This window comes from Pseudomonas sp. D4-21 (assembly GCF_051132125.1).
In the GTDB taxonomy this organism is placed as follows: Bacteria; Pseudomonadota; Gammaproteobacteria; order Pseudomonadales; family Pseudomonadaceae; genus Aquipseudomonas.
This window is the reverse complement of record NZ_CP071664.1, coordinates 4,168,126-4,190,799: the sequence shown is the minus strand read 5'-3', so window position 1 is coordinate 4,190,799 and position 22,674 is coordinate 4,168,126. Positions and strand designations below refer to the sequence as shown.

The 22,674-nt window shown below is 61.2% G+C and carries 22 protein-coding genes, 1 tRNA gene, 1 pseudogene and 1 riboswitch; of the genes and pseudogenes, 7 read left to right on the top strand and 17 right to left on the bottom strand.

Annotated features, from left to right (window positions below; genetic code table 11):
* Positions 1 to 268 precede the first annotated feature (268 nt).
* The 3 genes from J3Q04_RS18660 (at position 269) to J3Q04_RS18650 (ending at position 3,458) form a co-directional block, all read left to right on the top strand.
* Positions 269 to 1,618 carry a sensor domain-containing protein gene (locus J3Q04_RS18660; RefSeq protein WP_420766739.1) on the top strand — a complete coding sequence of 450 codons (1,350 nt, stop codon included), beginning with the start codon at positions 269 to 271 and terminating at the stop codon, positions 1,616 to 1,618.
* 347 nt (positions 1,619 to 1,965) lie between these two features.
* Positions 1,966 to 2,469 (top strand): DUF4142 domain-containing protein, encoded by a 504-nt coding sequence (locus J3Q04_RS18655; RefSeq protein ID WP_420766738.1) that lies wholly within the window; start codon positions 1,966 to 1,968, stop codon positions 2,467 to 2,469.
* A gap of 80 nt (positions 2,470 to 2,549) precedes the next feature.
* On the top strand, positions 2,550 to 3,458 hold the full coding sequence (locus J3Q04_RS18650; RefSeq protein ID WP_420766737.1) for an SDR family oxidoreductase: 909 nt from the start codon (positions 2,550 to 2,552) through the stop codon (positions 3,456 to 3,458).
* A 46-nt stretch (positions 3,459 to 3,504) separates the two neighbouring features.
* On the opposite strand, the gene J3Q04_RS18645 is transcribed toward J3Q04_RS18650, so the two are convergent.
* Entirely contained in the window at positions 3,505 to 3,909 is a 405-nt protein-coding gene (locus J3Q04_RS18645; protein ID WP_420766736.1) for a low affinity iron permease family protein, read from the bottom strand.
* Positions 3,910 to 4,083: 174 nt separating this feature from the next.
* On the opposite strand from J3Q04_RS18645, the gene J3Q04_RS18640 reads away from it, so the two are divergent.
* On the top strand, positions 4,084 to 4,230 hold the full coding sequence (locus J3Q04_RS18640) for a hypothetical protein (protein WP_434562766.1): 147 nt from the start codon (positions 4,084 to 4,086) through the stop codon (positions 4,228 to 4,230).
* A gap of 124 nt (positions 4,231 to 4,354) precedes the next feature.
* Here J3Q04_RS18640 and J3Q04_RS18635 read toward each other — a convergent pair whose 3' ends face one another.
* The 3 genes from J3Q04_RS18635 to J3Q04_RS18625 all read right to left on the bottom strand — a co-directional run bounded on the left by J3Q04_RS18635 (position 4,355) and on the right by J3Q04_RS18625 (position 5,877).
* Complete coding sequence (locus J3Q04_RS18635) at positions 4,355 to 4,765, bottom strand: type II toxin-antitoxin system HicB family antitoxin (protein ID WP_198797116.1); 411 nt, start codon at positions 4,763 to 4,765, stop codon at positions 4,355 to 4,357.
* Positions 4,766 to 4,981, bottom strand: a complete 216-nt coding sequence (locus J3Q04_RS18630; protein ID WP_420766734.1) for a type II toxin-antitoxin system HicA family toxin — start codon at positions 4,979 to 4,981, stop codon at positions 4,766 to 4,768.
* Positions 4,982 to 5,247: 266 nt separating this feature from the next.
* The gene (locus J3Q04_RS18625) at positions 5,248 to 5,877 is read right to left on the bottom strand and encodes a LysE family translocator (RefSeq protein WP_434610066.1); all 630 of its coding nucleotides are present in this window, start codon (positions 5,875 to 5,877) and stop codon (positions 5,248 to 5,250) included.
* Positions 5,878 to 6,022: 145 nt separating this feature from the next.
* On the opposite strand from J3Q04_RS18625, the gene J3Q04_RS18620 reads away from it, so the two are divergent.
* Entirely contained in the window at positions 6,023 to 6,499 is a 477-nt protein-coding gene (locus tag J3Q04_RS18620; protein ID WP_434610068.1) for an Lrp/AsnC family transcriptional regulator, read from the top strand.
* A gap of 215 nt (positions 6,500 to 6,714) precedes the next feature.
* Here J3Q04_RS18620 and J3Q04_RS18615 read toward each other — a convergent pair.
* The 12 genes and pseudogenes from J3Q04_RS18615 to J3Q04_RS18560 all read right to left on the bottom strand — a co-directional run bounded on the left by J3Q04_RS18615 (position 6,715) and on the right by J3Q04_RS18560 (position 19,745).
* Positions 6,715 to 6,788: transfer RNA gene (locus J3Q04_RS18615), tRNA-Gly, on the bottom strand.
* Positions 6,789 to 6,936: 148 nt separating this feature from the next.
* On the bottom strand, positions 6,937 to 7,821 hold the full coding sequence (locus J3Q04_RS18610) for an alpha/beta fold hydrolase (protein WP_420766731.1): 885 nt from the start codon (positions 7,819 to 7,821) through the stop codon (positions 6,937 to 6,939).
* Positions 7,822 to 8,130: 309 nt separating this feature from the next.
* Positions 8,131 to 8,823 (bottom strand): pseudouridine synthase, encoded by a 693-nt coding sequence (locus J3Q04_RS18605; protein ID WP_434610071.1) that lies wholly within the window; start codon positions 8,821 to 8,823, stop codon positions 8,131 to 8,133.
* 33 nt (positions 8,824 to 8,856) lie between these two features.
* Positions 8,857 to 9,075 (bottom strand): cysteine-rich CWC family protein, encoded by a 219-nt coding sequence (locus tag J3Q04_RS18600; protein WP_434610074.1) that lies wholly within the window; start codon positions 9,073 to 9,075, stop codon positions 8,857 to 8,859.
* A pseudogene (locus J3Q04_RS18595) lies at positions 9,068 to 9,685 on the bottom strand (GGDEF domain-containing protein); the annotation flags it as partial. The pseudogene J3Q04_RS18595 and the gene J3Q04_RS18600, both read right to left, overlap by 8 nt.
* A gap of 245 nt (positions 9,686 to 9,930) precedes the next feature.
* Entirely contained in the window at positions 9,931 to 11,715 is a 1,785-nt protein-coding gene (gene atzF / locus J3Q04_RS18590; RefSeq protein ID WP_434610076.1) for an allophanate hydrolase, read from the bottom strand.
* Positions 11,716 to 11,737: 22 nt separating this feature from the next.
* Positions 11,738 to 15,367: an urea carboxylase gene (gene uca / locus J3Q04_RS18585; protein ID WP_434610078.1), complete on the bottom strand. Its 3,630-nt coding sequence runs from the start codon at positions 15,365 to 15,367 to the stop codon at positions 11,738 to 11,740.
* A gap of 302 nt (positions 15,368 to 15,669) precedes the next feature.
* Complete coding sequence (locus J3Q04_RS18580; protein WP_434610080.1) at positions 15,670 to 16,311, bottom strand: urea amidolyase associated protein UAAP2; 642 nt, start codon at positions 16,309 to 16,311, stop codon at positions 15,670 to 15,672.
* A gap of 11 nt (positions 16,312 to 16,322) precedes the next feature.
* The gene (locus J3Q04_RS18575) at positions 16,323 to 17,048 is read right to left on the bottom strand and encodes an urea amidolyase associated protein UAAP1 (RefSeq protein ID WP_434610082.1); all 726 of its coding nucleotides are present in this window, start codon (positions 17,046 to 17,048) and stop codon (positions 16,323 to 16,325) included.
* A gap of 13 nt (positions 17,049 to 17,061) precedes the next feature.
* Positions 17,062 to 17,850: an ABC transporter ATP-binding protein gene (locus J3Q04_RS18570; protein ID WP_434610084.1), complete on the bottom strand. Its 789-nt coding sequence runs from the start codon at positions 17,848 to 17,850 to the stop codon at positions 17,062 to 17,064.
* Positions 17,847 to 18,662, bottom strand: a complete 816-nt coding sequence (locus J3Q04_RS18565; RefSeq protein ID WP_434610086.1) for an ABC transporter permease — start codon at positions 18,660 to 18,662, stop codon at positions 17,847 to 17,849. Before J3Q04_RS18565 ends, J3Q04_RS18570 begins: the two co-directional genes overlap by 4 nt.
* A 15-nt stretch (positions 18,663 to 18,677) precedes the next feature.
* On the bottom strand, positions 18,678 to 19,745 hold the full coding sequence (locus J3Q04_RS18560; protein ID WP_434610088.1) for a putative urea ABC transporter substrate-binding protein: 1,068 nt from the start codon (positions 19,743 to 19,745) through the stop codon (positions 18,678 to 18,680).
* A 60-nt stretch (positions 19,746 to 19,805) separates the two neighbouring features.
* Positions 19,806 to 19,907, bottom strand: a riboswitch (guanidine-I (ykkC/yxkD leader).
* Positions 19,908 to 20,213: 306 nt separating this feature from the next.
* Here J3Q04_RS18560 and J3Q04_RS18555 point away from each other — a divergent pair.
* The gene (locus J3Q04_RS18555; protein ID WP_420766721.1) at positions 20,214 to 20,609 is read left to right on the top strand and encodes a hypothetical protein; all 396 of its coding nucleotides are present in this window, start codon (positions 20,214 to 20,216) and stop codon (positions 20,607 to 20,609) included.
* A 117-nt stretch (positions 20,610 to 20,726) separates the two neighbouring features.
* Here the strand turns inward: J3Q04_RS18555 and J3Q04_RS18550 are convergent, their stop codons facing one another.
* The gene (locus tag J3Q04_RS18550) at positions 20,727 to 21,839 is read right to left on the bottom strand and encodes an enoyl-CoA hydratase/isomerase family protein (RefSeq protein ID WP_420766720.1); all 1,113 of its coding nucleotides are present in this window, start codon (positions 21,837 to 21,839) and stop codon (positions 20,727 to 20,729) included.
* A 130-nt stretch (positions 21,840 to 21,969) separates the two neighbouring features.
* Between J3Q04_RS18550 and ung the strand changes: the two genes are divergently transcribed.
* Entirely contained in the window at positions 21,970 to 22,662 is a 693-nt protein-coding gene (gene ung / locus J3Q04_RS18545) for a uracil-DNA glycosylase (RefSeq protein WP_434562806.1), read from the top strand.
* The last annotated feature ends 12 nt before the right edge of the window (positions 22,663 to 22,674 follow it).

Sequence of the window (22,674 nt, the reverse complement as noted above, 5' to 3'; positions counted from 1 at the left end):
GCGTGTTTGAGTGTTACCGGAGACTTCTGCGTAGGACCCTGCCTAGGACCTTGGCCGGGAAATCCATTTGCCATGTCGGAGCTGCTTCCTCGCCTCTGAGCCCGGGGCGTTTGCTATCCTCAGGCGTCTGGGCACCCCGCGTGTCGATACCCTGCGCTATCCTCATCGGTACCGTGGGGGGCGCGTCGGCTTTGCATGCTCCGTCGGCGTCATGAACGGGGGCGACCCGGTTCGCCCATTGCTTGATTACCCGGATGGCTTGCGCGTCATGGACACCCGAAACTCCACGCCGTTGGCCAGTTACCTCGACCTGCTGCTCGATGCCGTCTGCGCCGTCGATGTCCAGGGACGCTTCGTATTCGTCAGCGCCGCCTGCGAGCGTATTTTCGGCTATACCCCCCAGGAACTGATCGGTCGGTCGATGATCGAGCTGGTTCATCCCGCCGATCGCCAACGTACCCTCGAGGCGGCGCGGGAGATCATGGGGGGCGAGCCCAAGCTCAATTTCGAAAACCGCTATCTGCGCAAGGACGGTGGCGTGGTGCACATCTTGTGGTCGGCGCGCTGGTCGGAGGCTGACCAGCTTCGGATCGCCGTGGCTCGCGACATCACCGAGCGCAAGCAGGCGGAATCCAGGCAGGCCGCGTTGTATGCAATTTCCGAGGCGGCCCATGCCGCCGCCGACTTGCTGGCATTATTCAAGCGTATCCACCTCATCATTGGCGAGTGGTTGCCGGCGCTGAATTTCTCGGTGGCGTTGTATGACGAGCAGTGCGCACAGCTCAACTTTGCCTATCACGTCGACGATCGAGAACGACAGCCCGAGCTGCCTGGCACGGCTATCGGGCGCTTGTGCGCCGAAGTGGTACGCAGCGGCCAGCCGATCCTGCTCACGCCCGGTTGCAGCTCGTCGCCCGTGGAATTCTGCGACCTCGTGGCGAAGCCTGATGCGCCTTGCTGGCTGGGTGTACCGCTGAATTCGCAAGGCAGTACGATCGGCGCATTGATCGTCAAGAGTGCTCCGGACAGTGGTCGCTATACGGAGCAGGACAAGGAATTGCTGCAATACGTCTGCGCCCAGATCACCCTCGCCATCGAGCGCCAGCAACTGCACGCCCGGCTTCAGCACATGGCGCAGTACGACCAACTGACCCAGGTACCCAACCGTGAGTTGCTGCGGGATCGGTTCAAGGCCGCGTTGGCCACGGCCCGTGTTGTTTCCGGACGGATGGCGTTGTTGTACATCGACCTGGATCGTTTCAAGCAAGTCAACGACACCTACGGCCATGGCGTCGGCGATATGCTGCTGCAAGCGGTCGCCAGCCGATTGAAGGGGTGCATACGTGACGCCGACACCGTCGCGCGCATCGGTGGCGATGAGTTCGTCGTGTTGCTCCATAGCGTCCACAGCGTGGAAGATGCCGGCAGGGTACAGGAGAAAATTCGTCTCGCATTGGCCCAACCTCTGCGGCTGGACGGCCACTGTCTCAGCATCGAGCCGAGCATCGGTCTGGCCTGTTTTCCTGACCACGGGACCGAAGACGTAACGCTGTTCCGCCATGCCGATGAGGCGATGTACGCAGCCAAGCGCCACAATCATAGGGCTTTCGGCATTTGAATTCGCGCCACCGTTCGTCGTGGCGTGAGCGTTTTCTCCAAACCTTGAATCCCAGGTCACTTCAAATGAATACGGGGCAAGCGTGCCCATCATTCTTTGTTTACGGAGGGTTGGACTATGGGCGGATCAAGCAACATTTATCCGGGAAACATTGCCCACGATCGAACGAAGGTGTCCGAAGCGGGTCGCAAAAGTGGGAGAACCACCATCGCGAGTGTCGATAAAAGTCCGCTGAAAGCCGAGATTGGCCGCAAGCCGGGCGGGACGTCTCGCTGAATGTTCAACGGTGGTTCTGATTTCTGCGGCGCAAAATCCCGTCGCAATATCTTTCAGAGGAGGGCGCGACCATGAGCCGGATGGCCACCTTTTTACGCACCACCAGTGTTGTTGTACTGATGGGCCTGGGTGCCAACAGTGCGTGGGCCCAGTCACCTGTCGAATTCATCAACGATGCATCCGCCAAAGGCATGGCCGACATCGAAGCCAGCCGCGAGGCACATTCGAAGGCGGAGTCACGGGAGGTCAAGGATTACACCATCATGGTGATCAACGACCGCACCACCGCCAACCAACATCTGGCGAAGATCGCCAAGAAACTCGACTTGCCTGTCGCGCCGCGGGAAGTAGTGGCGGACAAAGCGAAGACCCTGCAGCCGCAAGTCGCCGAGGGCGAGTCGTTTGAAGCGGCGTATGCCGCCAGCCAGGTCAAGGCCACTGAGGACGCCATCGCGCAGATCCAGCAGCAGGCCCAGACCACTGACGTGCCGGAGATCAAGGCATTCGCCGACGAAACCCTGCCTAAATTGCAGACGCACCTTGAAATGGCCAGGGCCCTGCAAGCCAGCCGTTGATCTTCGCTGCACCTGTGTCAATTCCAGGGCCGGGGCGCCAACGTCCCGGCTTGTTTTGCCCGCTGAAAAGGAGAACCTCGATGTCTACACGCCGAGAACCCAACCAATACGCGATGCAGAATCCGCTGACCCAATACCCGCGTCCGGAATTTCCCGACCAGCCGCAGTCACCCCCTGGCATTGATCAGGATATGGAACCGCAACCGGATCATGGTGAAAAAAGCTATCAAGGTTTTGGTCGCCTGGAGGGGCGCAAGGCCTTGATCACGGGCGGCGATTCGGGGATTGGTCGCGCCGCTGCCATCGCCTACGCCCGGGAAGGGGCTGATGTCGCGATCAATTATCTGCCCAGCGAAGAGCGCGATGCACAACAAGTCATCGAACTGATCAAGGCTGAGGGCCGCAAGGCCATCGCCATACCAGGCGACCTGAAGGATGAGGCGTTCTGTGTCCAGATGGTGAAGATGGCGCAGCAGCAACTCGATGGCCTGGATATCCTGGTGAATGTCGCCGGTAAGCAGGAGGCGCAAAAAGACATTGCCGACATCACCACCGCGCAATTCGATGACACCATGAAGACCAACATCTATGCGATGTTCTGGATCTGCAAGGCTGCTGTTCCGCTGATGCCAGCTGGGGCAACCATCATCAATACCGCCTCTATCCAATCCTACGATCCGTCCGCGACGCTGCTGGACTACGCCACCACCAAAGCGGCAATCGTGGCGTTTACCAAGGCGCTGGCCGGGCAAGTCATCAGCAAGGGCATTCGTGTCAATGCAGTCGCGCCGGGTCCAATCTGGACCGTGCTGCAACCCAGCGGCGGACAACCTAGGGAGAAGATTCCTACGTTCGGCTCCCAGGTTCCGATGAAACGTCCGGGCCAACCCGCTGAATGCGCGCCGCTTTATGTACTGCTCGCTTCCCAGGAGTCGAGCTATATCACCGGGGAAGTATTTGGCGTGACGGGAGGCAACCCTTTGCCCTGATGCCCAAGGGAGTGCGCGAGTGGCATGGGCCCCTCGCGCATCAGTATCAGCATTGGTTCAGGTCTACCTTTTTTTCCTGTTCGACGCCATCAAGGCTCTTGGCGTCGACCTTGCCCATGTCCTGATACCGCTTCCTCAACGCTTCAAGTTGTTTGAGATCAAGCGACTCGAGACCGAGCATTGCGTTCTGCGCGTCCTTGGACGCCCGAAGCAATTCATCCACTTTCAGGTGCAGGATATCCGTATCGCGGTTCTGCGTATTCTGGATGAGGAACACCATCAGGAAGGTGATGATCGTGGTCGAGGTGTTGATGATCAGTTGCCAGGTATCGTTGAAACCGAACAAAGGTCCGCTGGCAGCCCAGAGCACCAACAGCACGATGGCCCCTAGGAAGGTCTTGGGGCTCCCGGCCCAGAGGGATAGTTTTTGAGCGATTTTGGCGAACGTCATTGCTGTGTTTCCTTTTGGGATGCACCTGTCTGGTGAGACAGCAACGAGGCGGTGAAAATTCTACTTACATTTCAATCGCAAGGTCCCTTACGTTCATCGTGCAGCACGATGACAGTCGCAACCATTGCCGCTGCCACGGGTCACTCATGAAAGCCCTCAGCATTGGAGTACATCATGAATATCGCCCGCACCCTTTGCCTCGCCTGCTGCCTGTTCGCTTTGCAAGGCTGCTTCGACAACTCGGGTAACGAGACCAAGGACAACACCGACGGCAGCAAGTCTTCGGTGCAGATGCAGGAGTCCAAGTCGGAGAGCAAGTAGAATCGGTGAAACGGTGGGAGCGAGCTTGCTCGTGATGGCTCTGTGTCAGGCAACCTGTTATCGCTGACCCTAAGCCATCGCGAGCAAGCTCGCTCACACCGGTTCGTGTTTCGTCAGTGATTGCTCATCGCCCTTGCTGCAGCACCTTCAGCGCTGCCGACGCGAGGAAGCCGGAGCGGCTCTTCTCTTCGGGATGGTGCAATACATATTCATCAATCCGGTTGAGCAGGTAGCCGGGTAACGTGATGTTGAGTTTCTGCGCCTTGCCCAGGTACTTGGTCACATCGATGTCCACCAGCGCCCAGGTGCAACCGGCGTATTGTGGGTTGGCTGCGTGCAGGGTAACGGTGTTGGCCGATGGAATGGGCGAACCGTCTTCGGCCAGAATCTCGAAATGACCCTCGATGGCCTCCCGCGCCATCGCCATGGCCTCGTCCAGGTCGTCACCTGCGGAAAAACAACCGGGAATATCCGGCACTTCCACACCCCAGGCGTGCTTGTCATCGCCCATGGAAATCGCAATTGGGTAAAGCATTCAATCGTCCTCTGGAAAAGCGCGGCAACCAGGCGTCTGGAGAAGGGCCTGTTGCAAGATACTGATAGCCGTCTTCTTGAGCAGGTCCTTCTTGGGATGAGGAACCGTAACCAGCCCCGGTTTGGTTGGGTGTTTGAAGTGATGGTGACTGCCTCGGATACGCACCAGATACCAACCATCCGCAACAATTTGGCTTATCAAAAATCGGCTGTTCACAACACCTCCCTGTGGTGTCATCGGTAAGTACTATACCTACTGAAGAAAAATGATCAACACCATAACCACCATTAAGGACGGTTGGGCTGGCGAGCTCTTTGCTTGAAGTCTAGGAGCAGCGTCACGCTAGGGTGGGAAAGGGCGGGTTGGCTTTATTTCGGGATGTGAGACGGGGTGGTTGATATTGACGTGGCGAGGGAGCTTGCTGCCGCTGGGCTGCGGAGCAGCCCTGGTTTTTCAGCGTATCCGCTACAAATCCATAGGACTCACGACTGCTGCACAAACGTCAGCCGGACCGCAAAACCGATCAGCAAACCACCAAACACCCACCGCTGCACGCGCTGGGCCGAAGGCGAGCGTTGGAGCCATCGCCCAAGCGCTACACCGATCAATGCATAAGCGCTGTCGAACAGCAGGCCAACGCCGACCAGTACTACACCCAATATCGCGAATTGCCCCAACACCGGCCCGTCCTGTGGATCGATGAATTGCGGGAGCAACACCGAGCAGAACAGCAACGCCTTGGGGTTGAGCAAATTCGTCAACAGACCGCGCCGGATCGCCTGATGCCATTGCCTCTTCCCGATTTCAGCGGCGGCTCCTTCGAAGCGGGGCAACAACGTCGTCCGCAAACATTGAAACCCGATCCAGGCCAGATAAGCAGCTCCGGCCAGGCGCACCGCATCAAACGTCCACGGCGCCGTCTTGAACAATACCGAAAGGCCCATCGCTGCCAGCGCGACATGACATGCCCGGGCAACGCCCAATCCCAGCGCCGTTGCCAATGCCACGCCTTTGCCCTGTCGAGCTCCGGTTTGCAGCACCAGGATCATGTCCGGCCCAGGCAGTAGATACGCCACCGTCAATGCCATGAAAAACAACCAGAGCCCTGTCATTGCAAGCCCTCCGCATTCTGTAGATTGGAGACGCCAGTCTAGGGTCGAAGGGCAGGGCAGGTGGTTGCGTAGTCAGCTTCTAAAGCTCTTGAAATTGGCATAACCTGCCACTTAATCGAATGATTGAAACGGATAATGCCAAATTATGAAATTGGATACGTTCGACCGCAAAATCCTGACGGCACTGCAACGGGACGGTAGGCTGAGCAACGTGCAACTGGCCGAAGAAATCGGCTTGTCTCCCTCACCCTGTCTGCGTCGCGTGCGGATGCTTGAAGAGGCGGGGGTGATTCGCGGTTATCAAGCCATCCTGGATCGCGATGAAGTGGGACTTGGGATGACGATTTTCGTTGGCATCAAGGTCGAACGGCACACCGACGAGCGAGCCGAGGCTTTCCGTCAGGCGGTGACCGCGCTGCCCGAAGTGATCTCGGCGTTCCTGGTGTCCGGTGAGTCCGACTTCCTGCTGCAAGTGGCGGTGCCTGACCTACGAGCCTATGACCGTTTTGTCACGGGCAAGCTGCTGAAGTTGCCGGGGGTCAGTGATATTCGCAGCAATTTCGCGATCAACACGGTGAAGGCGCCGGGGCCGTTGCCGTTGGGGCATTTGGGTGGGGATTGAGGCGGTTGTCTGTCGTAAGCAACTTGCTGTTTTATGTCGACGAACCAAGCGCTGATCATCCGCCGCCTTACCGCCCTTATGGAAAACAATAAATGACTGGCGTAAGCGTCAGGACAGAAACCCCACAAACCCCAGACCAAAAAAAACCGGCCACCAAGAGCCGGTTTTTTCAATCTCCCGTCAAAAACCACCACGACGCGAGACCAGAATTCGATTGGAGCGGGTGAAGGGAATCGAACCCTCGTTATCAGCTTGGGAAGCTGGAGTAATGCCATTATACGACACCCGCTCAGAGCGGCTGACTTTGTACCAGATGTCGCCTTGGATTTGAAGTTTTTCTTTCCGGCCGGTCAGGTCATCCGTCTGCGCAAGCCTTAAAGCAGAGCGGTCTTCGCGGGCAAGCCTCGTTGTGGGAGGCTCGCTCGCGATGACTTTTTTCAGATAGCCAGTGCATGGTAGTCCTGCACATAGCTGTAGCGCGGTCGGCTTTCGTGGCGGGTCGGCTTGAGGAAGCCCAGCAACGCGTCGCGGCTGTCGCGGCAGGCGGCTTTGTGTTCCATGTCCAGGAAGTGCCCGGTCGCTTGCAACGTGGTGAAGCTGCTGTGCTGGACGTGGTCGGCGAAGAGCCTGGCGTCGGTTGCCGAGGTGTACTCGTCCCATTCGCCGTTCAGGAACAGCACCGGAACGTTGACCTTCCTGGCTGCGTTGACGTAGCACTGTTGGTCGCTGTGAAGCACGTCGTTGATGTGAAAGTGCATCTGTCCGTATTCATGCTCGGCCAGGTTGCTGACGTGGCGATAGTTGAAGCGCTTGAACAGGGGCGGCAGGTGCTTGCCGATGGTGCTGTTGACCAAATGTCCAACACGGTCGCCGTCCAGGCTGCTGAGGTAGTCGACACCGCGTTCCAGGTAGTCGCGCATCGGCATGTTGAGCACCGGTGAGAACGAGCTGATGACGGCTTTTTCGATGCGCCGCGGGCGGTGGGCCAGTGCCGTCAGCGCGGCCGCGCCGCCCCACGAAAAGGACAGCACGTGTTCGGCGGCGAAGTGGTCGATCAACTCCAGGAGGATCTGCCCTTCGATTTCCTTCGTGAGCATTTTCTCGTGACGGTTATGGGCCTTGGACTTGCCCGCGTAGGGCTGGTCGTACAGCACGACGTTGAATTGCGGGTAGAGGTTCTTGGCGGTCTGGGCAAACGACGCGGTGGTGGCCATCGAGCCGTTGACCAGGATGATGGTCTTTTGCGCGGCGTCTGCGCGATAGAACTCCGTGTAAACCCGATACTGACCCTGTATATCCAGCACAGCGATTTCTGGCCTCATGTCATAAGACTCCTGGCAAGCGGGTATGCGCGCAATGAGATTGCACGGGCAATGTGACAGGTAGGCATACGCCTGGAAGATAAGGCCCATGTCGATCCATGACATTCGGTCGACGGGTATTGTTATGGCGGGCAGTTTGCCGGAGGGATGGGGCGGAACCTGGGGGCTCCAGCCGGCAAAAAGTTTCTTAGAGGTATGAGGTGACTCGTCGGTCACATTTCGGCCGACGGTTTGATTCAAGCAGGGGGTCGAGCGTTGCGCAAGTGCTCTTTGAAAATTGTCCGGCACTTCTGCCCAGCGGTCGTTGGCTCAGACCAGGCAGATTTCCTCGGGGCCAAGGGCACGGTAGCGACCGGGCTCGAGATCCGAGTCCAGCACCAGGGGGCCCATGCTCTCGCGGTGCAGGCGCAGCACCTTGTTATTGAAGTGACCGAACATGCGCTTGACCTGGTGGTAGCGACCTTCAACGATGCTCAATCGCGCGGACTTCGGCCCTAGCAGCGTCAGTTGCGCCGGTTGCGTGGTCAGGTCTTCGAATCCGAAATACAGGCCTTTGGCAAAGGTGGGGGCGTACTCGGCGGTGAGGGGCTGCTCGGTCTCGACGTAGTAGACCTTCGGCAGTTTGGTTTGCGGTTGGGTCAGGCGCCGCGACCAACTGCCGTCGTTGGTGATCAGCATCAGCCCGGTGGTGTTGAAATCCAGGCGGCCGGCGATGTGCAAGTCGTCCTTGTCCGGCTCGTCCAGTAGATCGAGCACGGTGCGGTGCTGTGGATCGCGGGTGGCACTGACGCAGCCAGGCGGCTTGTGCAGCATGAAGTACCGCGCGGGTCGGCCTGCTTGCAATACGTCACCATCGACTTCGACGCGGCTGAACTCGCGCACCGGCGCGTGTGGGTCGGTGACGGTCTGGCCATCGATACGCACCCGACGCCCCACCAGGAGCAGGCGGACCTGCTGCCGATTGAAACGCGGCAGATTACTGAGGAAACGGTCAACGCGCATGGGACGTTCAGGCCAGGAAGCGGGGGCGCAATATTACGCGATCGGTCGCGGATTGGCGCGCAGCTGGTCGTCGACCTGAGCGCACCGTGGGCACAGGCAGGATCTGTTCCGTAGATCGGCCGGCAATGCCAGGAGCACAGCCGGGTCGATGCTGACGCCATAGCACCAGCAGGCGCGGTCGGCGGTCCTCGGATCGGCGAGGGTGCAGTCGTTGGCGCCGCCGCAGGCCGGGCAATGGTCAGGTTCATTCATAGCTGGAGTGAGGCATTTCCACGCAGGTTCGGTTGCTGCCGGTTTGTCGGGCGCGTTGCAGCGCATGATCGGCTCGGGACAGCAGGCTATGCAAGGTGTCTTTGTCCTGCAAGGTGGTCAGGCCGATGCTGACGGTGACCTGCAATTGTTTCCCGCTGCAAAAGTAGCGCTGCAACTCGATGCGCTGGCGAATTTTCTCAGCGATTTTCAGACCGTTCTGTCCATCGGTGTCCTTGAGTAGCATGACGAAGGCGTCTGTGCCCCACCGACACACGATGTCCGAGTGCCGCAAGGTGTCGGTCAGGTCGTGGGCGAAACCGCTCAGCAATTGGTCGCTGACGACATGACCGTGGGTGGCATCCAGTTGTTTGAAAGCATCCACCTCCAGCAACAACGCGCTCAAGGGCTTGGGTTCTCGCTGGGCTTCGTGCAGCGCTTGCACCGCCAGCAGGTCGAAGCCCCGGCGATTGGGCAGTTCCGTCAGCCCATCCAGAATCGCTTGGGCGTCGATCCGGCGTTGGAAACTGGCGATCAGCCGATAAAGCATGACGAACACCGTCACCGTGACCAGTAGGCCAATCAGGAGGTTGACGTACAACGCCTTGAGGATGTTGTCCTTGAGTGACGTGTTGGCGGCGTAATAAGCCAACAGCGAAGTCAGCAGGAAGGCGGCACCCAGCAAAACGGCGAGCATCAGCACCGGTGAGCGCTGGGAATACAGCGGCGAACGAAGCGACATGGCGATTCCTCAGGAGTGACCCGATGGAATCAGTTTAGTGGCCTTGTGAGAAAAGGAGCCCCTGGATTTGCGATTTGTGAAACGGTGGCGAGGGAGCGGACTCCCTCGCCACCGGTTCATCGCGATTCCAGGGTTCGCAAATAAGCCCGCCATCCGCCCAAATGGCTGATGTCCTGTGCGCCGTCCAGGCCATACGGCTCGCAGATGAAACCGCTTTCCCAGCGCCCGTCGGCCAATTGCACCTTGCCCAACCCAAGCGGTGCGGGGATACCGGTCAGGAACGAGCCCAGTTCACTGGTTGGCAGATCCCAGATCTCCACCTCGATCGCCATGCCTCCCTCGCCAATCCGAAGCATGCCGGGGCGCATTGGCGGGCCGCCGGCGAGGGCATAGAGCCGATAATCCGGTGAGCTTTGGCTGACCTCGACCAGCCGGGCCCCACGCTGCTTGAGTTGCCAATTCAACGCCAAACCCTCCAGGTGCGCGCCGCACACCACCAGCCGAGCCCGATCATGGCGCGCGGGATTGGCGGGGGTTGGCAAGTCATCCAGTTGCTGACGCTGCAAGGCGTCGGCCACGCCCAGCAGGTATTGATCGGTGAAGGCCCGGCCGAACAACGTCACGCCCCAAGGCAAACCGCTGGCCATGAAGGCGCTGGGCACGGCGACGGCGGCGTAGTCCAGCAGGTTCATGAAGTTGGTGTAATAACCCAGTTCAGCGTTGCGCTGCAGCGGTTCGGCAGCGAGTTCGGCGAGGTTCACCGGGCGCCCGATGGTGGGGGTGAGCACGCAGTCGAGGGCTTCCATCGTTCGGTCGCACTGGGCCTTGAGCGCTTGCAAACGGTACTGGGCGCGGAAAGTTTCTACACCCGTTACGGTAGGCGCTTTCGCCAGCACGGCGCGGATGACCGGCAGTACCGCGCTGGAGTCGCGCTCGATCAGGTCCCCGGCAACGCTGTAGCGCTCGGCAACCCAAGGCCCCTCATACAGCAAGCGCGCCGCTTCGAGGAAGGGCGACAGGTCCAGCTCGACGGCTTCGCCGCCCAGACGTTCGAGTCGCTCAATGGCGTCGCGGAACAACCGTGGGCCTTCGTCGCAGCCAAAAAATTCCAGGTCTTGCCAGCGAGGCACACCGAAACGAAAGCGCCGTGGCGCGCCGAACGCCGAGCCGTCGTTCCATTGCGGGTTGCGGCGGCTGTATTCGTCGCGCGGGTCGAGATGCGCGGTCAATGCCAACAGCTGGCTGGCTTCCCGCGCCGTCGCGGTGAAGGTCGTCACGCAGTCCAGCGTACGGCAGGCCGGCACCACGCCGGCGGTGGAAACCAAACCTTTGGTGGCTTTCAGGCCGACCAGATTGTTCAGCGCCGCGGGCACCCGGCCGGAGCCCGCGGTGTCGGTGCCCAAGGCAAAGCTTGCCACACCCAGGGCCACCGCCAGCGGCGAGCCGGCACTCGAGCCACCCGCCGGATAATCCGCCAGCACGCTGTTGCGGCAGGCACCGTAGGGGGTGCGGGTGCCGTTGAGCCCGGTGGCGAACTGATCGAGGTTGGTCTTGCCCAGGGGAACAGCGCCCAACGCCAGCAACTGCTCGACCACCGTGGCCGAACGTTGCGGTACGTAGGCAAACGCCGGGCAGGCGGCCGTGGTGGGAATGCCGGCCAGGTCAATGTTGTCCTTGATGGCGAACGGCACGCCATACAACGGCAAGCTGTCCAGGTCGCGACTTTCCAGGGCCGCCAGATAAGGCTCCAGCTCCTCGGGCGACAGCAGGTGAATGAACAGGTGGTAGTCCGGGTTGAGCGCAGCGGCTTTTTCCCGCAGGGCCAGCAGCAACTGGCGGGGTGTCGTTTCCCCTTTGCGATAGGCGTCGCGAAGGTTGTCCAGGCGCAGAGAAAGGTTCATCGCGTTAATCCTTTGATTGAGTTCAGTCACGTTCCAGCACCACGACACGCTGCCCTGCGCGCACCGCCGAACCGGGTTGGACGCGTACTTCACGTACCACGCCGGCCATGGGCGCAAGCACCGGGATCTCCATCTTCATGGACTCCAGAATGACCAGTACGTCACCGGCAGCAACTCGCGTACCCACCTGCACTTGGACTTGCCAGAGATTGCCGGCGATGTGGCTGTCGACGCTCAGTTGGCCCGCGCCCAGCAACGCATCTTCGCTCGGCGCGAGTGTCGGTTCCTCACTGTCGAAATGAGCCTGGCCGCTGGCGATCCAGCGCTCACGCTCGGCGTTGAAGGCACGTTGTTGCTGCTGGCGGAATGCGCCGATGCTGTCCGCTTCCCGGGCCAGGAAATGCTGGTAGTGCGAGAGGTTGAGTTGGCTGTGCTCGATCTTGAGGTCGAAGCGGCCCAGCGGGAAATCCCGGCGGATGCGCAACAGCTCATCGGCGCTGACCGGGTAGAAGCGGATCTGGTCGAAGAACCGCAGCAACCAGGGCTTGCCATCGAACGCGGCGACGTCCCGATAACGATTCCACATCTGCAACGTGCGCCCGACGAACTGATAGCCGCCGGGACCCTCCATGCCGTACACGCACATGTAGGCGCCGCCGATGCCCACCGAGTTTTCCGCGGTCCAGGTCCGTGCCGGGTTGTATTTGGTGGTCACCAGGCGATGACGCGGGTCCAGCGGGGTGGCGACCGGCGCGCCGAGGTAGACGTCTCCCAGCCCCATCACCAGGTAGCTGGCGTCAAAGACCGTGCGCTGGACCTCGTCGAGGTTCGGCAGGTCATTGATGCGGCGGATGAACTCCAGGTTGCTTGGGCACCAAGGGGCGTCCTTGCGCACGGTGGTCATGTATTTTTCGATGGCCAATTGGCAGGCCGGATCGTCCCAGGACAGTGGCAGATGAACGATGCGCGACGGCACTTGAAGATCTCGCGCGGCGCACACGGCGCCCCACTCGCCGGCGACGATTGCCAGCAGTTCGGCCAGAGGCAGTTGTTCGGGTTGGTAATGCACTTGCAGCGAACGGATGCCAGGCGTCAGGTCGATCACGCCGTGCAGGTGTTTTTGTTCCAGCGCCTGCATCAAGGCGTGGGCGCGAAAGCGCAGCACCAGGTCCAGTTCGGGTGCGCCGATTTCCAGCAGCAGATGGGTGTCGCCGGACAGGCGTGCGACCAGGCGGGTATCGTCCTGGCCGATGTCCAATACCACAGGCGACACCATCCCCTGTGGGAGTGAGCCCGCTCGCGAAGAAGTCGACGCGGTGGTTGAACTGGCCCCTTCGCGAGCAGGCTCGCTCCCACATTGATCCCATTTCAATGCAAGGGAGCGGGCGGTCTTCAGATCCACCGGTACGAACCGCACCTTGTCCCCCGCCTTGAGCTGCCCCAACTGCCAGAGGTCCGCCTCGATCACCGTCACCGGGCAGACGAAGCCACCCAGGCTAGGGCCGTCGGGGCCGAGGATGACAGGCATGTCGCCGGTGAAGTCCACGGCGCCAATGGCGTAGGGATTGTCATGGATATTGGACGGGTGCAGGCCTGCTTCGCCGCCGTCGGCGCGCACCCATTGCGGCTTGGGCCCGATCAGTCGCACGCCGGTTCGGCTGGAGTTGAAATGCACTTCCCAGGAGGTATCGAAAAACGTCTGGATGTAGCGCTCGGTGAAATATTCCGGCGCGCCATGGGGGCCGTAGATCACCCGGATTTGCCGCACGGCTGGCAACAGCAGAGGCGGCTCGTCCACTGTCGGCAACACGGCGTGCTCATCCAGCGCAGCCAGGTGCAGCACATCGCCGGTACACAGCGCCCGTCCGCCATGGCCGCCAAACTGGCCGAGGGTGAAGGTGCTTTTGCTGCCGAGGTAATTCGGTACCTGCAAGCCACCTTGCAGGCACACATAGCTGCGCGCCCCGGCGCCGGTGATGGTGCCCAGGGCCAGAGTGGATCCGGGATTGATCGACAGCGGGGCGTTCATCGGCACCGCTTCGCCGTCCAGGGTCAGGGCAATTTGCGCACCGGTCACCGCCACCCGGGCGTTGCAATTGAAGCGCAGCACCGGCCCGCTCATGGTGATTTCCAGGGCCGCCGCGCCTTCGTCATTGCCCAGCAGGCGATTGCCCAAGCGCTGCGAGCGGCTGTCCATCGGACCCGACGGCGGTACGCCCACGGCCCAATAACCGAGGCGGCCCGGGTAATCTTGCACGCTGGTCTGGGTGCCAGGGCTGAGCACTTCGAAGGTGTTGGCGCGATAGGCCAGGGTTTCCAGGCAGCGCGTCCAGGGCTGGCCGCCGGCGAAGGGCGCGTCGAGAAGAATTTGTTGCAGGTAGATGCGGTTGGTTTCCACGCCGTAGAGCAGGCTTTCGTCCAGCGCTTGATGCAATCCCAAGCGCGCCTGTTCACGGGTCGGCGCCCAGCGAATCACCTTGGCGATCATCGGGTCGAAATAGGGCGGGATCTGGCAGCCGGCCTCGACCCACGTGTCGATGCGCAGTTGTTGCCCGTCGGCGTGGGGGAATTTCACGGCGGTCAACAGGCCCGGGCTCGGCTGGAAATCCCGGCCCGGATCCTCGGCATACAGGCGCGCCTGGATCGCGTGGCCCTCGGCTTTCAGGCCCAGGCTCAGCTCGCTCAAGGGCGGCAGTTCGCCGGCGGCCAGTTGCACCATCCAGCGCACCAGGTCCACGCCCCATACCTGCTCGGTAACGCCGTGCTCCACTTGCAGGCGCGTGTTTACTTCCAGGAAGTAGAAGCGCCCGGCGTCGCTGTCGTAGACGAACTCCACGGTGCCCGCGCTGCGGTAGTTCACTGCCCGGGCCAGTTTGATCGCCGCTGCGCAGAGGGCGTCGGCCATGCCCTCGGGCAGGTTGGGCGCGGGCGTTTCTTCGATGACCTTCTGGTTGCGCCGCTGCACCGAACAGTCGCGCACGCCGAGGGCGATCACTTGGCCTTGGCCGTCGCCGAAGATCTGCACCTCCAGGTGCCGTGCCCGTTCGATGTATTTTTCGATGAACACGCCGGCGTCGCTGAAGTTGTTTTGTCCCAGGCGCTTGACCGCTTCGAAGGAATCGCTCAATTCGGCGGCGCTACGGCACACACGCATGCCAATCCCACCGCCGCCAGCCGTACTTTTCAGCATTACCGGGTAACCGACCTGCGTTCCGGCCAGCAGCGCGGCGTCGAGGCTGTCGAGCAGTTCGGTGCCTTCGAGCAGCGGCACGCCGTGCCGCTTGGCCAGGTCTCGGGCGGTGTGCTTGAGGCCGAACACCCGCAGTTGTTCCGGCGTGGGGCCGATGAAGGCGATACTGGCGGCCTCGCAGGCTTCGGCGAAAGCGGCGTTTTCCGAGAGGAAACCGTAGCCGGGATGAATCGCCTTCGCGCCGCTGCTTTTGGCGATTGCCAGGAGCTTATCCACCGCCAGGTAGGTGCCCGCCGCCGCGCCTTCGCCCAGGCAGTGGGCTTCGTCGGCCTGGAGGATGTGCAGGCTGGCTTCGTCCGCTTGGGAGTACACCGCGATGCCTTGGACATTCAGCTCGCGCAAGGTCCGCAGGACGCGGCAGGCAATAGCGCCACGGTTGGCGATGAGGATTTTTTCGAACATGGCATTACCCCCTCAGGCATGGGTGCTGCCTGAACTGGGATGCGGGCCGTCCCGCAGTTTTCGATGGCCGCCGGGGTCGTCCCCGGCGGCAAATATCTCCGAACACCAATCCTCCCTTTGTGGGAGCGAGCCTGCTCGCGATAGCGGTGGTACATTCAACATCAATGTGACTGACAGACCGCTATCGCGAGCAGGCTCGCTCCCACAGGGGATTGGGGGGTCGTAAAATTGTCTTTATTTAATGCACTGCCCCGACCGGCTCTGGCACAACGCGAACAGCCAGCGGCGCAGGCGCATGAGTTTCAGTTCCATATCAAAAGCTCCGCAGGCGTGGGGTTATAGGCGTTACATGGGTTATTCAACTGCGGGCAGTTGGAGATCAGGACGATCACGTCCATCTCGGCCCGTAGGTCGACGTATTTGCCCGGTGCCGAGATCCCGTCTTCGAAGGTCAGGCCGCCCTCGGCGGTCACCGGTACGTTCATGAAGAAATTGATGTTCGGCCCGATGTCGCCTTTACCGAGGCGGCCGTCGTGGGCGCAGGCCCGCAGGTAGTTATCGCGACAGCTGTGCATGTAGCGTTTTTCCAGGGCGTAGCGCACGGTGTTGCTTTCCTGGGCGCAGGCGCCGCCGAGGGTGTCGTGACGTCCGCAGGTGTCTTCGATGATCGTCAGCATCGGTCGACCGAGGTTGGAGTACAGCACGCTGCCGGTACTTAGATAAACGCTGTTCTGCCGGCGCAGGGTGCGTTGCACGTCGTAGCGTTCCTTGGGGTTGGCCAGGCTGTAGAACAGCGTATCGACCGCCTGGTTGCCTTCCAGGTCCAGGATGCGCAGGGTCTGGCCGGCCTTGACCTCGGTCAGCCAGGGTTCCCCGGCGGGAATCGTGGCGCGGTAGACAGCGGTCTCGGCGTGCTTGTGTGCGGTGGCGATGGCGAGTGACATGGCGACGATCCTCAGGCGAACAGGCGGTCGGTATTGATGAAGCCCCGCTGGTTTTCCGGGCGCGAAAGGCGGCAGTGTTCGGCGACGCTGGGGTTGGCATTCATCCAGCTGAGCTTGAGCGGCTGCGGGGCGTATTGCGGGTTCGGGTCCATCGGGTGTTGCAATGCGGTCAGCACCACCAAGGTGTCCATTGGCGCGTACAACTCGATGTAGTCGCCCGCCTTGGAGTTGCCTTCCACGAAATGAAAGTGGCCGGCCTCGTCGACATCGACCCGGCTGAACAGGTTGAGGGTCATCAGCAGGTCGGACAGGCCCAGCCCCCATTTGCCCAGTTCCACCAACAGGTTGTCGGTGCCGTTGCGAAAGAAGCCGTTGCGCAGTTCCTGATAGCGGCCCTGGCCATATTTATCATCGACTTCCTCGGCGCAGAGCACACCGCCCAGGCTGTCGCTCCAGCCGCAGGTGTCGACGGTGATCGCCGCCAATACCCGGCCCATGTCGGAATAAAGGCAATGGCCGGCGGTGAGCTTGGCGGTGTGTTGGCACTTGAGGCTGTCCGGCAGGTTCAGGCGTTCGGTTTTTTCGTTGGCGTTGAGCAGCGTCAGGCTCACGTTGGCGCCGCCGCGAAGGTCGGTCAGGCGCAGCAGTTGGCCGCGCTTGAGCACGAAGGAACGGTGGCCGCCGCCGGGCAGAATCTCTTCAGCGAAGGGGGGAAACACTTGGATCGAATCGGTCATGGAAAAGCTCCTTTCAAGCGATACGCAGCGTGCCGGCCAGTTCGGCGGGCAGGGCGTCGACGGCGGCACGGGCGGTGCGACGGTCGCTGTTCAATGGAATGTCGTAGGTGATGCGTGCGCCATAGGCGCCAGGGGCGTGTGGATCGACGCGGACCTTGTCGAACACCAGCAGGCGTGTGCCGAGGCTGAAACCTTCGGACAGATCATGGGTGACCATGAATACCGTCAGCCGGGTTTCGCGCCACAGTTCCAGCAGCAGGGCGTGCATGTCTTTGCGAATGCCCGGGTCGAGGGCGCCGAACGGTTCGTCCAGCAGCAGGACCCGGGGCTTCATGATCAACGCCTGGGCAATCGCCAGCCGTTGCTGCATGCCGCCGGAGAGCTGCGCCGGGTATTTGTCCAGCGCGTGGCCGAGGCCAACCTTGTCCAACAGTTGCGCAGCCTCTTCGCGAGCTTGGCGTTTGGCACTGCCGAACAAACGCCCCAGCATCGGCGAGCGCGGCAACTCCAGGCCCAGGGCGACGTTGTCCAGCACCGTCAGGTGCGGGAACACCGAATAGCGCTGGAACACTACGCCCCGGCTCGCATCCGGCTCGCCCGCCAAGGGTTCGCCGTCCAGCAGGATCTGTCCGCGACTGGCGCGCTCCTGGCCGAGCAGCAAGCGCAGGAAAGTCGACTTGCCGCAACCCGATGCGCCCACCAAGGTGCAAAATTCACCCTCGGCGACGTTCAGGTTCAAGCGTTCCAGCACGACCTGATCGGCGTATTGCTGCCAGACATTGTTCACACAGATAAAACTCATGCCTGCGCTCCCTCGTACCAAGGAAACGCTCGACGGGTCAGGCGCTTGAGACCCCAGTCCATCAGCCAGGCGAGCAGGGTGATCCACACCACGTACGGCAGGATCACGTCCATCGCCAAGTAACGACGCACCAGGAAAATCCGATAACCCAGCCCATCGGTGGACGCGATGGCTTCGGCGGCGATCAGAAACAGCCAGGCCGAACCCAGCATCAACCTCAGGGAGATCAGCAAGCGTGGCAGCAGTTGCGGCAGGACCACGCGCAAGATCAGAGTCCAGGTTGACGCGCCGAGGGTCTGGGCCTTGATCAGCAGCTCACGGGGAATCTCCCGGGCGCGCTGTTCCAAGTCCCGGGCCAGACACGGTGTGATGCCGATCACGATCAGCATCACTTTCGACAGTTCCCCCAGGCCGAAGACGATGAAGAGGATCGGCAGAATCGCCAATGGCGGCACCATCGACACCACGGTGAGCAACGGTGAAAGCGGTGCGCCCAACAGCGGCAGCGTGCCAGCCGCGATGCCCAGGCACAGCCCGACCAGGGCGCTGATGCCCAGGCCGATCGCCAACCGGCGCAGGCTCGACGCGGTGTCTTGCCAGAGCAGGTAGTCGCCACTGCGCGCATCGGCGGTAAAGGCCAGGCGTTTCACCGCATCGGCCATCTGCCCGGCGCTGGGCAGCAGCTTGTCGTTGGGGTTGTCCGTCAACCGTTCGGCAGAGCCCATGAAGTAGGCGAACAGCACCAACGCGAACGGCAGGATCACCAGCAACAAGCGGCTGGGACGGTCCGGGTAGCGGTTGATCAGGCGCATGCCAGCTCCTCCGGTTTACAGCTTGGCGTCGGCGGCCAGCTGTACGTAGGTCGGATCAAAGCGCAGCTTCAGGTTGGCCTTGTCGCCGCGAGTCACGCCATTGGCGAACGCCATGCCGACCGCATCGGTGTCCTTGGCGCCTTCGCCCAGCAAGCCGTGCTGGAACGAAAATGCCGCCACCTTGCCCATGGTGGCGGGCAGTTGTTCGCTGGTGACGAAGGCCAGCGCTTCCGTGGGCGTGGCGAACAATTTGGTGGTGTCCAGTTGCGCCTGGAAACCTTTGAGGTCAGTGCCCGACGCTTTGGCCATGTGTTCCAGCGCAGCGTTGGCGGCAGCGTTCCTGGCGTTCATCAGCGCCACCACTTCAAACCAGGCGCCGGTCAAGGCCTTGCCCAGGGCTGGGTTGTCTTTCAGGGTCTGGGTGTTGACCACCATCATGTCCATGATCTCGCCGGGCACTTGGCTGGAGTTGAACACTTCGCTCACGCCCGGCTGGGCCTTGATGTCCGAAAGCATCGGGTTCCAAGTGGTGACGGCCTTGACCTGGTCGGTGTTGAAGGCAGCGGAGATGTCAGCGTCGGAGGTGTTGACGACTTTCAGGTCTTTCTCGGCGAGGCCGACCGAATCCAGGGCACGGGCCAGCAGGTAATGGGACACCGACAGTTCCACCAGGTTGACGTCCATGCCTTTAAGATCGTCGACTTTCTTGCCTTCGCCCTTGAGGACGATGCCGTCGTTGCCGTTGGAGAAATCGCTGACGATCAGCGCGGTGCTGTCCACGCCGCCGGCGGCGGGAATGGTCAGGGCGTCCATGTTGGTCATGGTGCAGCCGTCGAACTGGCCGGCGGTGTACTGGTTGATGGATTCAACGTAATCGTTGAGCTGCACGACATCGATGGTAATGCCGTACTTTTTTGCCCACTTGTCGACGATGCCTTGGCTGCCCGCGTACTCCCAGGGCATCCAGCCGGCATAAATGGTCCAGCAGACGCTGAAGTGGTCTTTTTGCGTGGCGGCGGATGAGAAGCTCAGGAAGGCCGAGAGGACGGCGACGAGCAGGGCGGACAGACGAAGCTTGAACATGGTGGTTCTCCAGTTGATCAAGGGCGGACAGGAGCAACGCGGCACCGCGAACGGTGTCTTGTCTCCCGGGCTTTTGTCCCGCCGTGTAACCTCAACTGGAGGTCGCCAACTCTCGGACCAGCCACTCGCCAGAGGCGAGCCGGAACCCTAGTCAGCCATTGCAAATTGTGGTGCCGCGAACCTGTGATGACTCCTGCACGGGATTGGTAAAGCGAGAGCCGTGCCAATTCGGGCAGAGGCCCGGGCCAGAGGGGGTGGGTCTGAGGGAGCAATGATCGGGGGGCGGATTTGTGCTTGGTTGTGGTGCTGTCGCGCACCGGAAGAGGGCGACGAGGGACATGTTTCCAGTTGTTGCCAGGTCGCACCAGATTCCGATTTCGCTGTCAGATTAATCGTCAGTCACCCCAATAGATGACTGCCGCCCATCAGCGTCGCTGGTGCGGCCCATTCGCGGTCCAGGAGGCCGCCATGTATCGACGACTGCTCCTCATTGCGTTTCTTGGTCTGACTCTTTCGGCATGCGTGCCTTACTATGACGGAGGCTCGAGCTACTATCGTTCAGAGGTCTATACCTCACCAGCGCCGGCCTATTACAGCGGTGGGTATTACTCGGCCCCACGGGGCTATTACGCCCCACGGTACTACCAACCGGCGCCCCGTTATTACTCGGCCCCGCGCTACTACCAACATGGCCCGCGCTATTACTCGCCACCGCGAGCGGCGTACCGGCCTTATCCACACCGAGGCGGCTGGGATGGTCGCGATCGAGGCGGCTGGAACGATGACCGTCGTGGCCGGGGCGGGCGTGACCGCGGACATGACCATCGAGGACGTGGTCATGATGGGCGAGGCAACCATCGGTAAAGGACAGGCAGCAAAAGCGGCGCATGAAGCGCCGCTTTTTTTGTGCCTGCGATAAATCCGGCGGGATGACCTCTGTGGGAGTGAGTTTTCTCCTGCGCGGATATGATTCTGGCTCGGTTATTCGTTGGACAAATCCGCCAACGGATGCCGACCCTCCCACACCTTGTGAAAATGCGCTTGCACCGCTGCTTCCGGTACATGATTGATGTCCGGCCAGTGCCAGTGGGGTTTGTGATCCTTGTCGATCAATCGCGCCCGCACGCCTTCGCTGAATTCCGGATGGCGACAGCAGTTCAGGCTCAAGGTGTACTCCATGCGGAACACACCGGCCAATGACAAATGCCGCGCCCGGCTGATCTGCTCCCAGACCAGGTGCGCCGTCAACGGCGAGCCCTCGGTCATGGTCTTGGCCGCGCGGGCGATCAGCGGATCAGGATGCTCCACCAGCAAGCTGAGGGCCTTCCAGGCGCAGCGGACGTCACTGACATCCAGCCATTCGTCGATTTTGTGCCGACGGGGCAACCACTGGGCTTCGGGCAACTGGGTCAGCGCTTCTTGCTGCAAGGCCTTGAGCAGACTGTTGAGTTGCATCTCGGTCTGTTCCTGCCAATTGAGTTGCAACAAGCCCTCGATCAGGTCGTCCTGCTGCTCATCGAGTAAAAAACGATCGGCCAGGCCCAGGTCGATGGCGTCGCGCGCGTTCATGTGGGCACCGGTCAGGCCGAGAAACAGGCCCAGCTTGCCCGGCAGGCGCGACAGGAACCAACTGGCGCCTACATCCGGGTACAACCCGATGCTGATTTCGGGCATCGCCAACCGACTGCTCGGCGTGACGATCCGCGTGCTCGCGCCTTGCAGCAATCCCATGCCGCCGCCGAGCACGTAGCCATGGCCCCAGCACAGCAATGGCTTGGGGTAGGTATGGAGATTGAAGTCCAAGCGATATTCGGCGGCGAAGAATTGCGCGGCCAGCGGCGGCACCTCGCCGGGGTGGGCGCGGCAGGCTTCTGCCAGGCTGCGGACCTCGCCACCGGCGCAAAACGCTTTGGCACCTTTGCCGCGCAGCAATACGCAGACTATCTGCGGGTCCCTGGCCCAGGTGTCGAGCCGATCACGCAGGGCGTTGATCATTGGCAGGGAGAGGGCGTTCAAGGATTTTTCGGCGTCCAGGGTGGCGATGCCCAGGCGCGCGCCATCGATGCCGGTGAGTTCTTCGAAGTGCAGATTCATCGTGACCTCGATCAGAAATTGAATGATCAGTATGACTGCTGTACGGGAAAGTGCCGGATCCGTGTCAGATCAATTGACAAGCCTTGTGGGCTTTCCTAGGGTGCGCCCATTGTTTTTACCGGGTACAACCATGACCGCTGACGACCGTATCAAGCTCGAACCCAGCTGGAAGCAGGCACTGCGTGCCGAGTTCGACCAGCCCTACATGGCAGAGTTGCGCGAATTCCTGCGCAGTGAATACGCCGCCGGCAAGGAGATCTACCCTCCGGCCCCGTTGATTTTCAACGCCCTCAATTCCACTCCGCTGGACAAGGTCAAGGTCGTGATCCTCGGCCAGGATCCCTACCACGGGCCGGGCCAGGCACATGGCTTGTGCTTCTCGGTGCAGTCGGGCGTGCCGACACCGCCATCGCTGGTGAATATCTACAAGGAATTGAAGCGCGACCTGAACATCGACATTCCCAACCACGGTTATTTGCAAAGTTGGGCCGAACAGGGCGTATTGCTGCTCAATACCACCCTGACCGTTGAACGCGCCAATGCCAACGCCCACGCCAAGAAAGGTTGGCAGCACTTTACCGACAGGGTCATCGAGGTGGTCAGCGAACACCAGTCGAACCTGGTGTTCCTGCTGTGGGGCGCCCATGCCCAGAGCAAACAGAAGCTGATCGATGCGACCAAGCATTTGGTCTTGACCTCGGTGCATCCGTCACCGCTGTCGGCCCATCGGGGCTTTATTGGTTGCGGGCATTTCAGCCGGGCCAACAAGTTTCTGGAGCAGCACGGCGAGAAGCCGATCGAGTGGCGGTTGCCGCCGGTTTGACGCGCTAGTCGA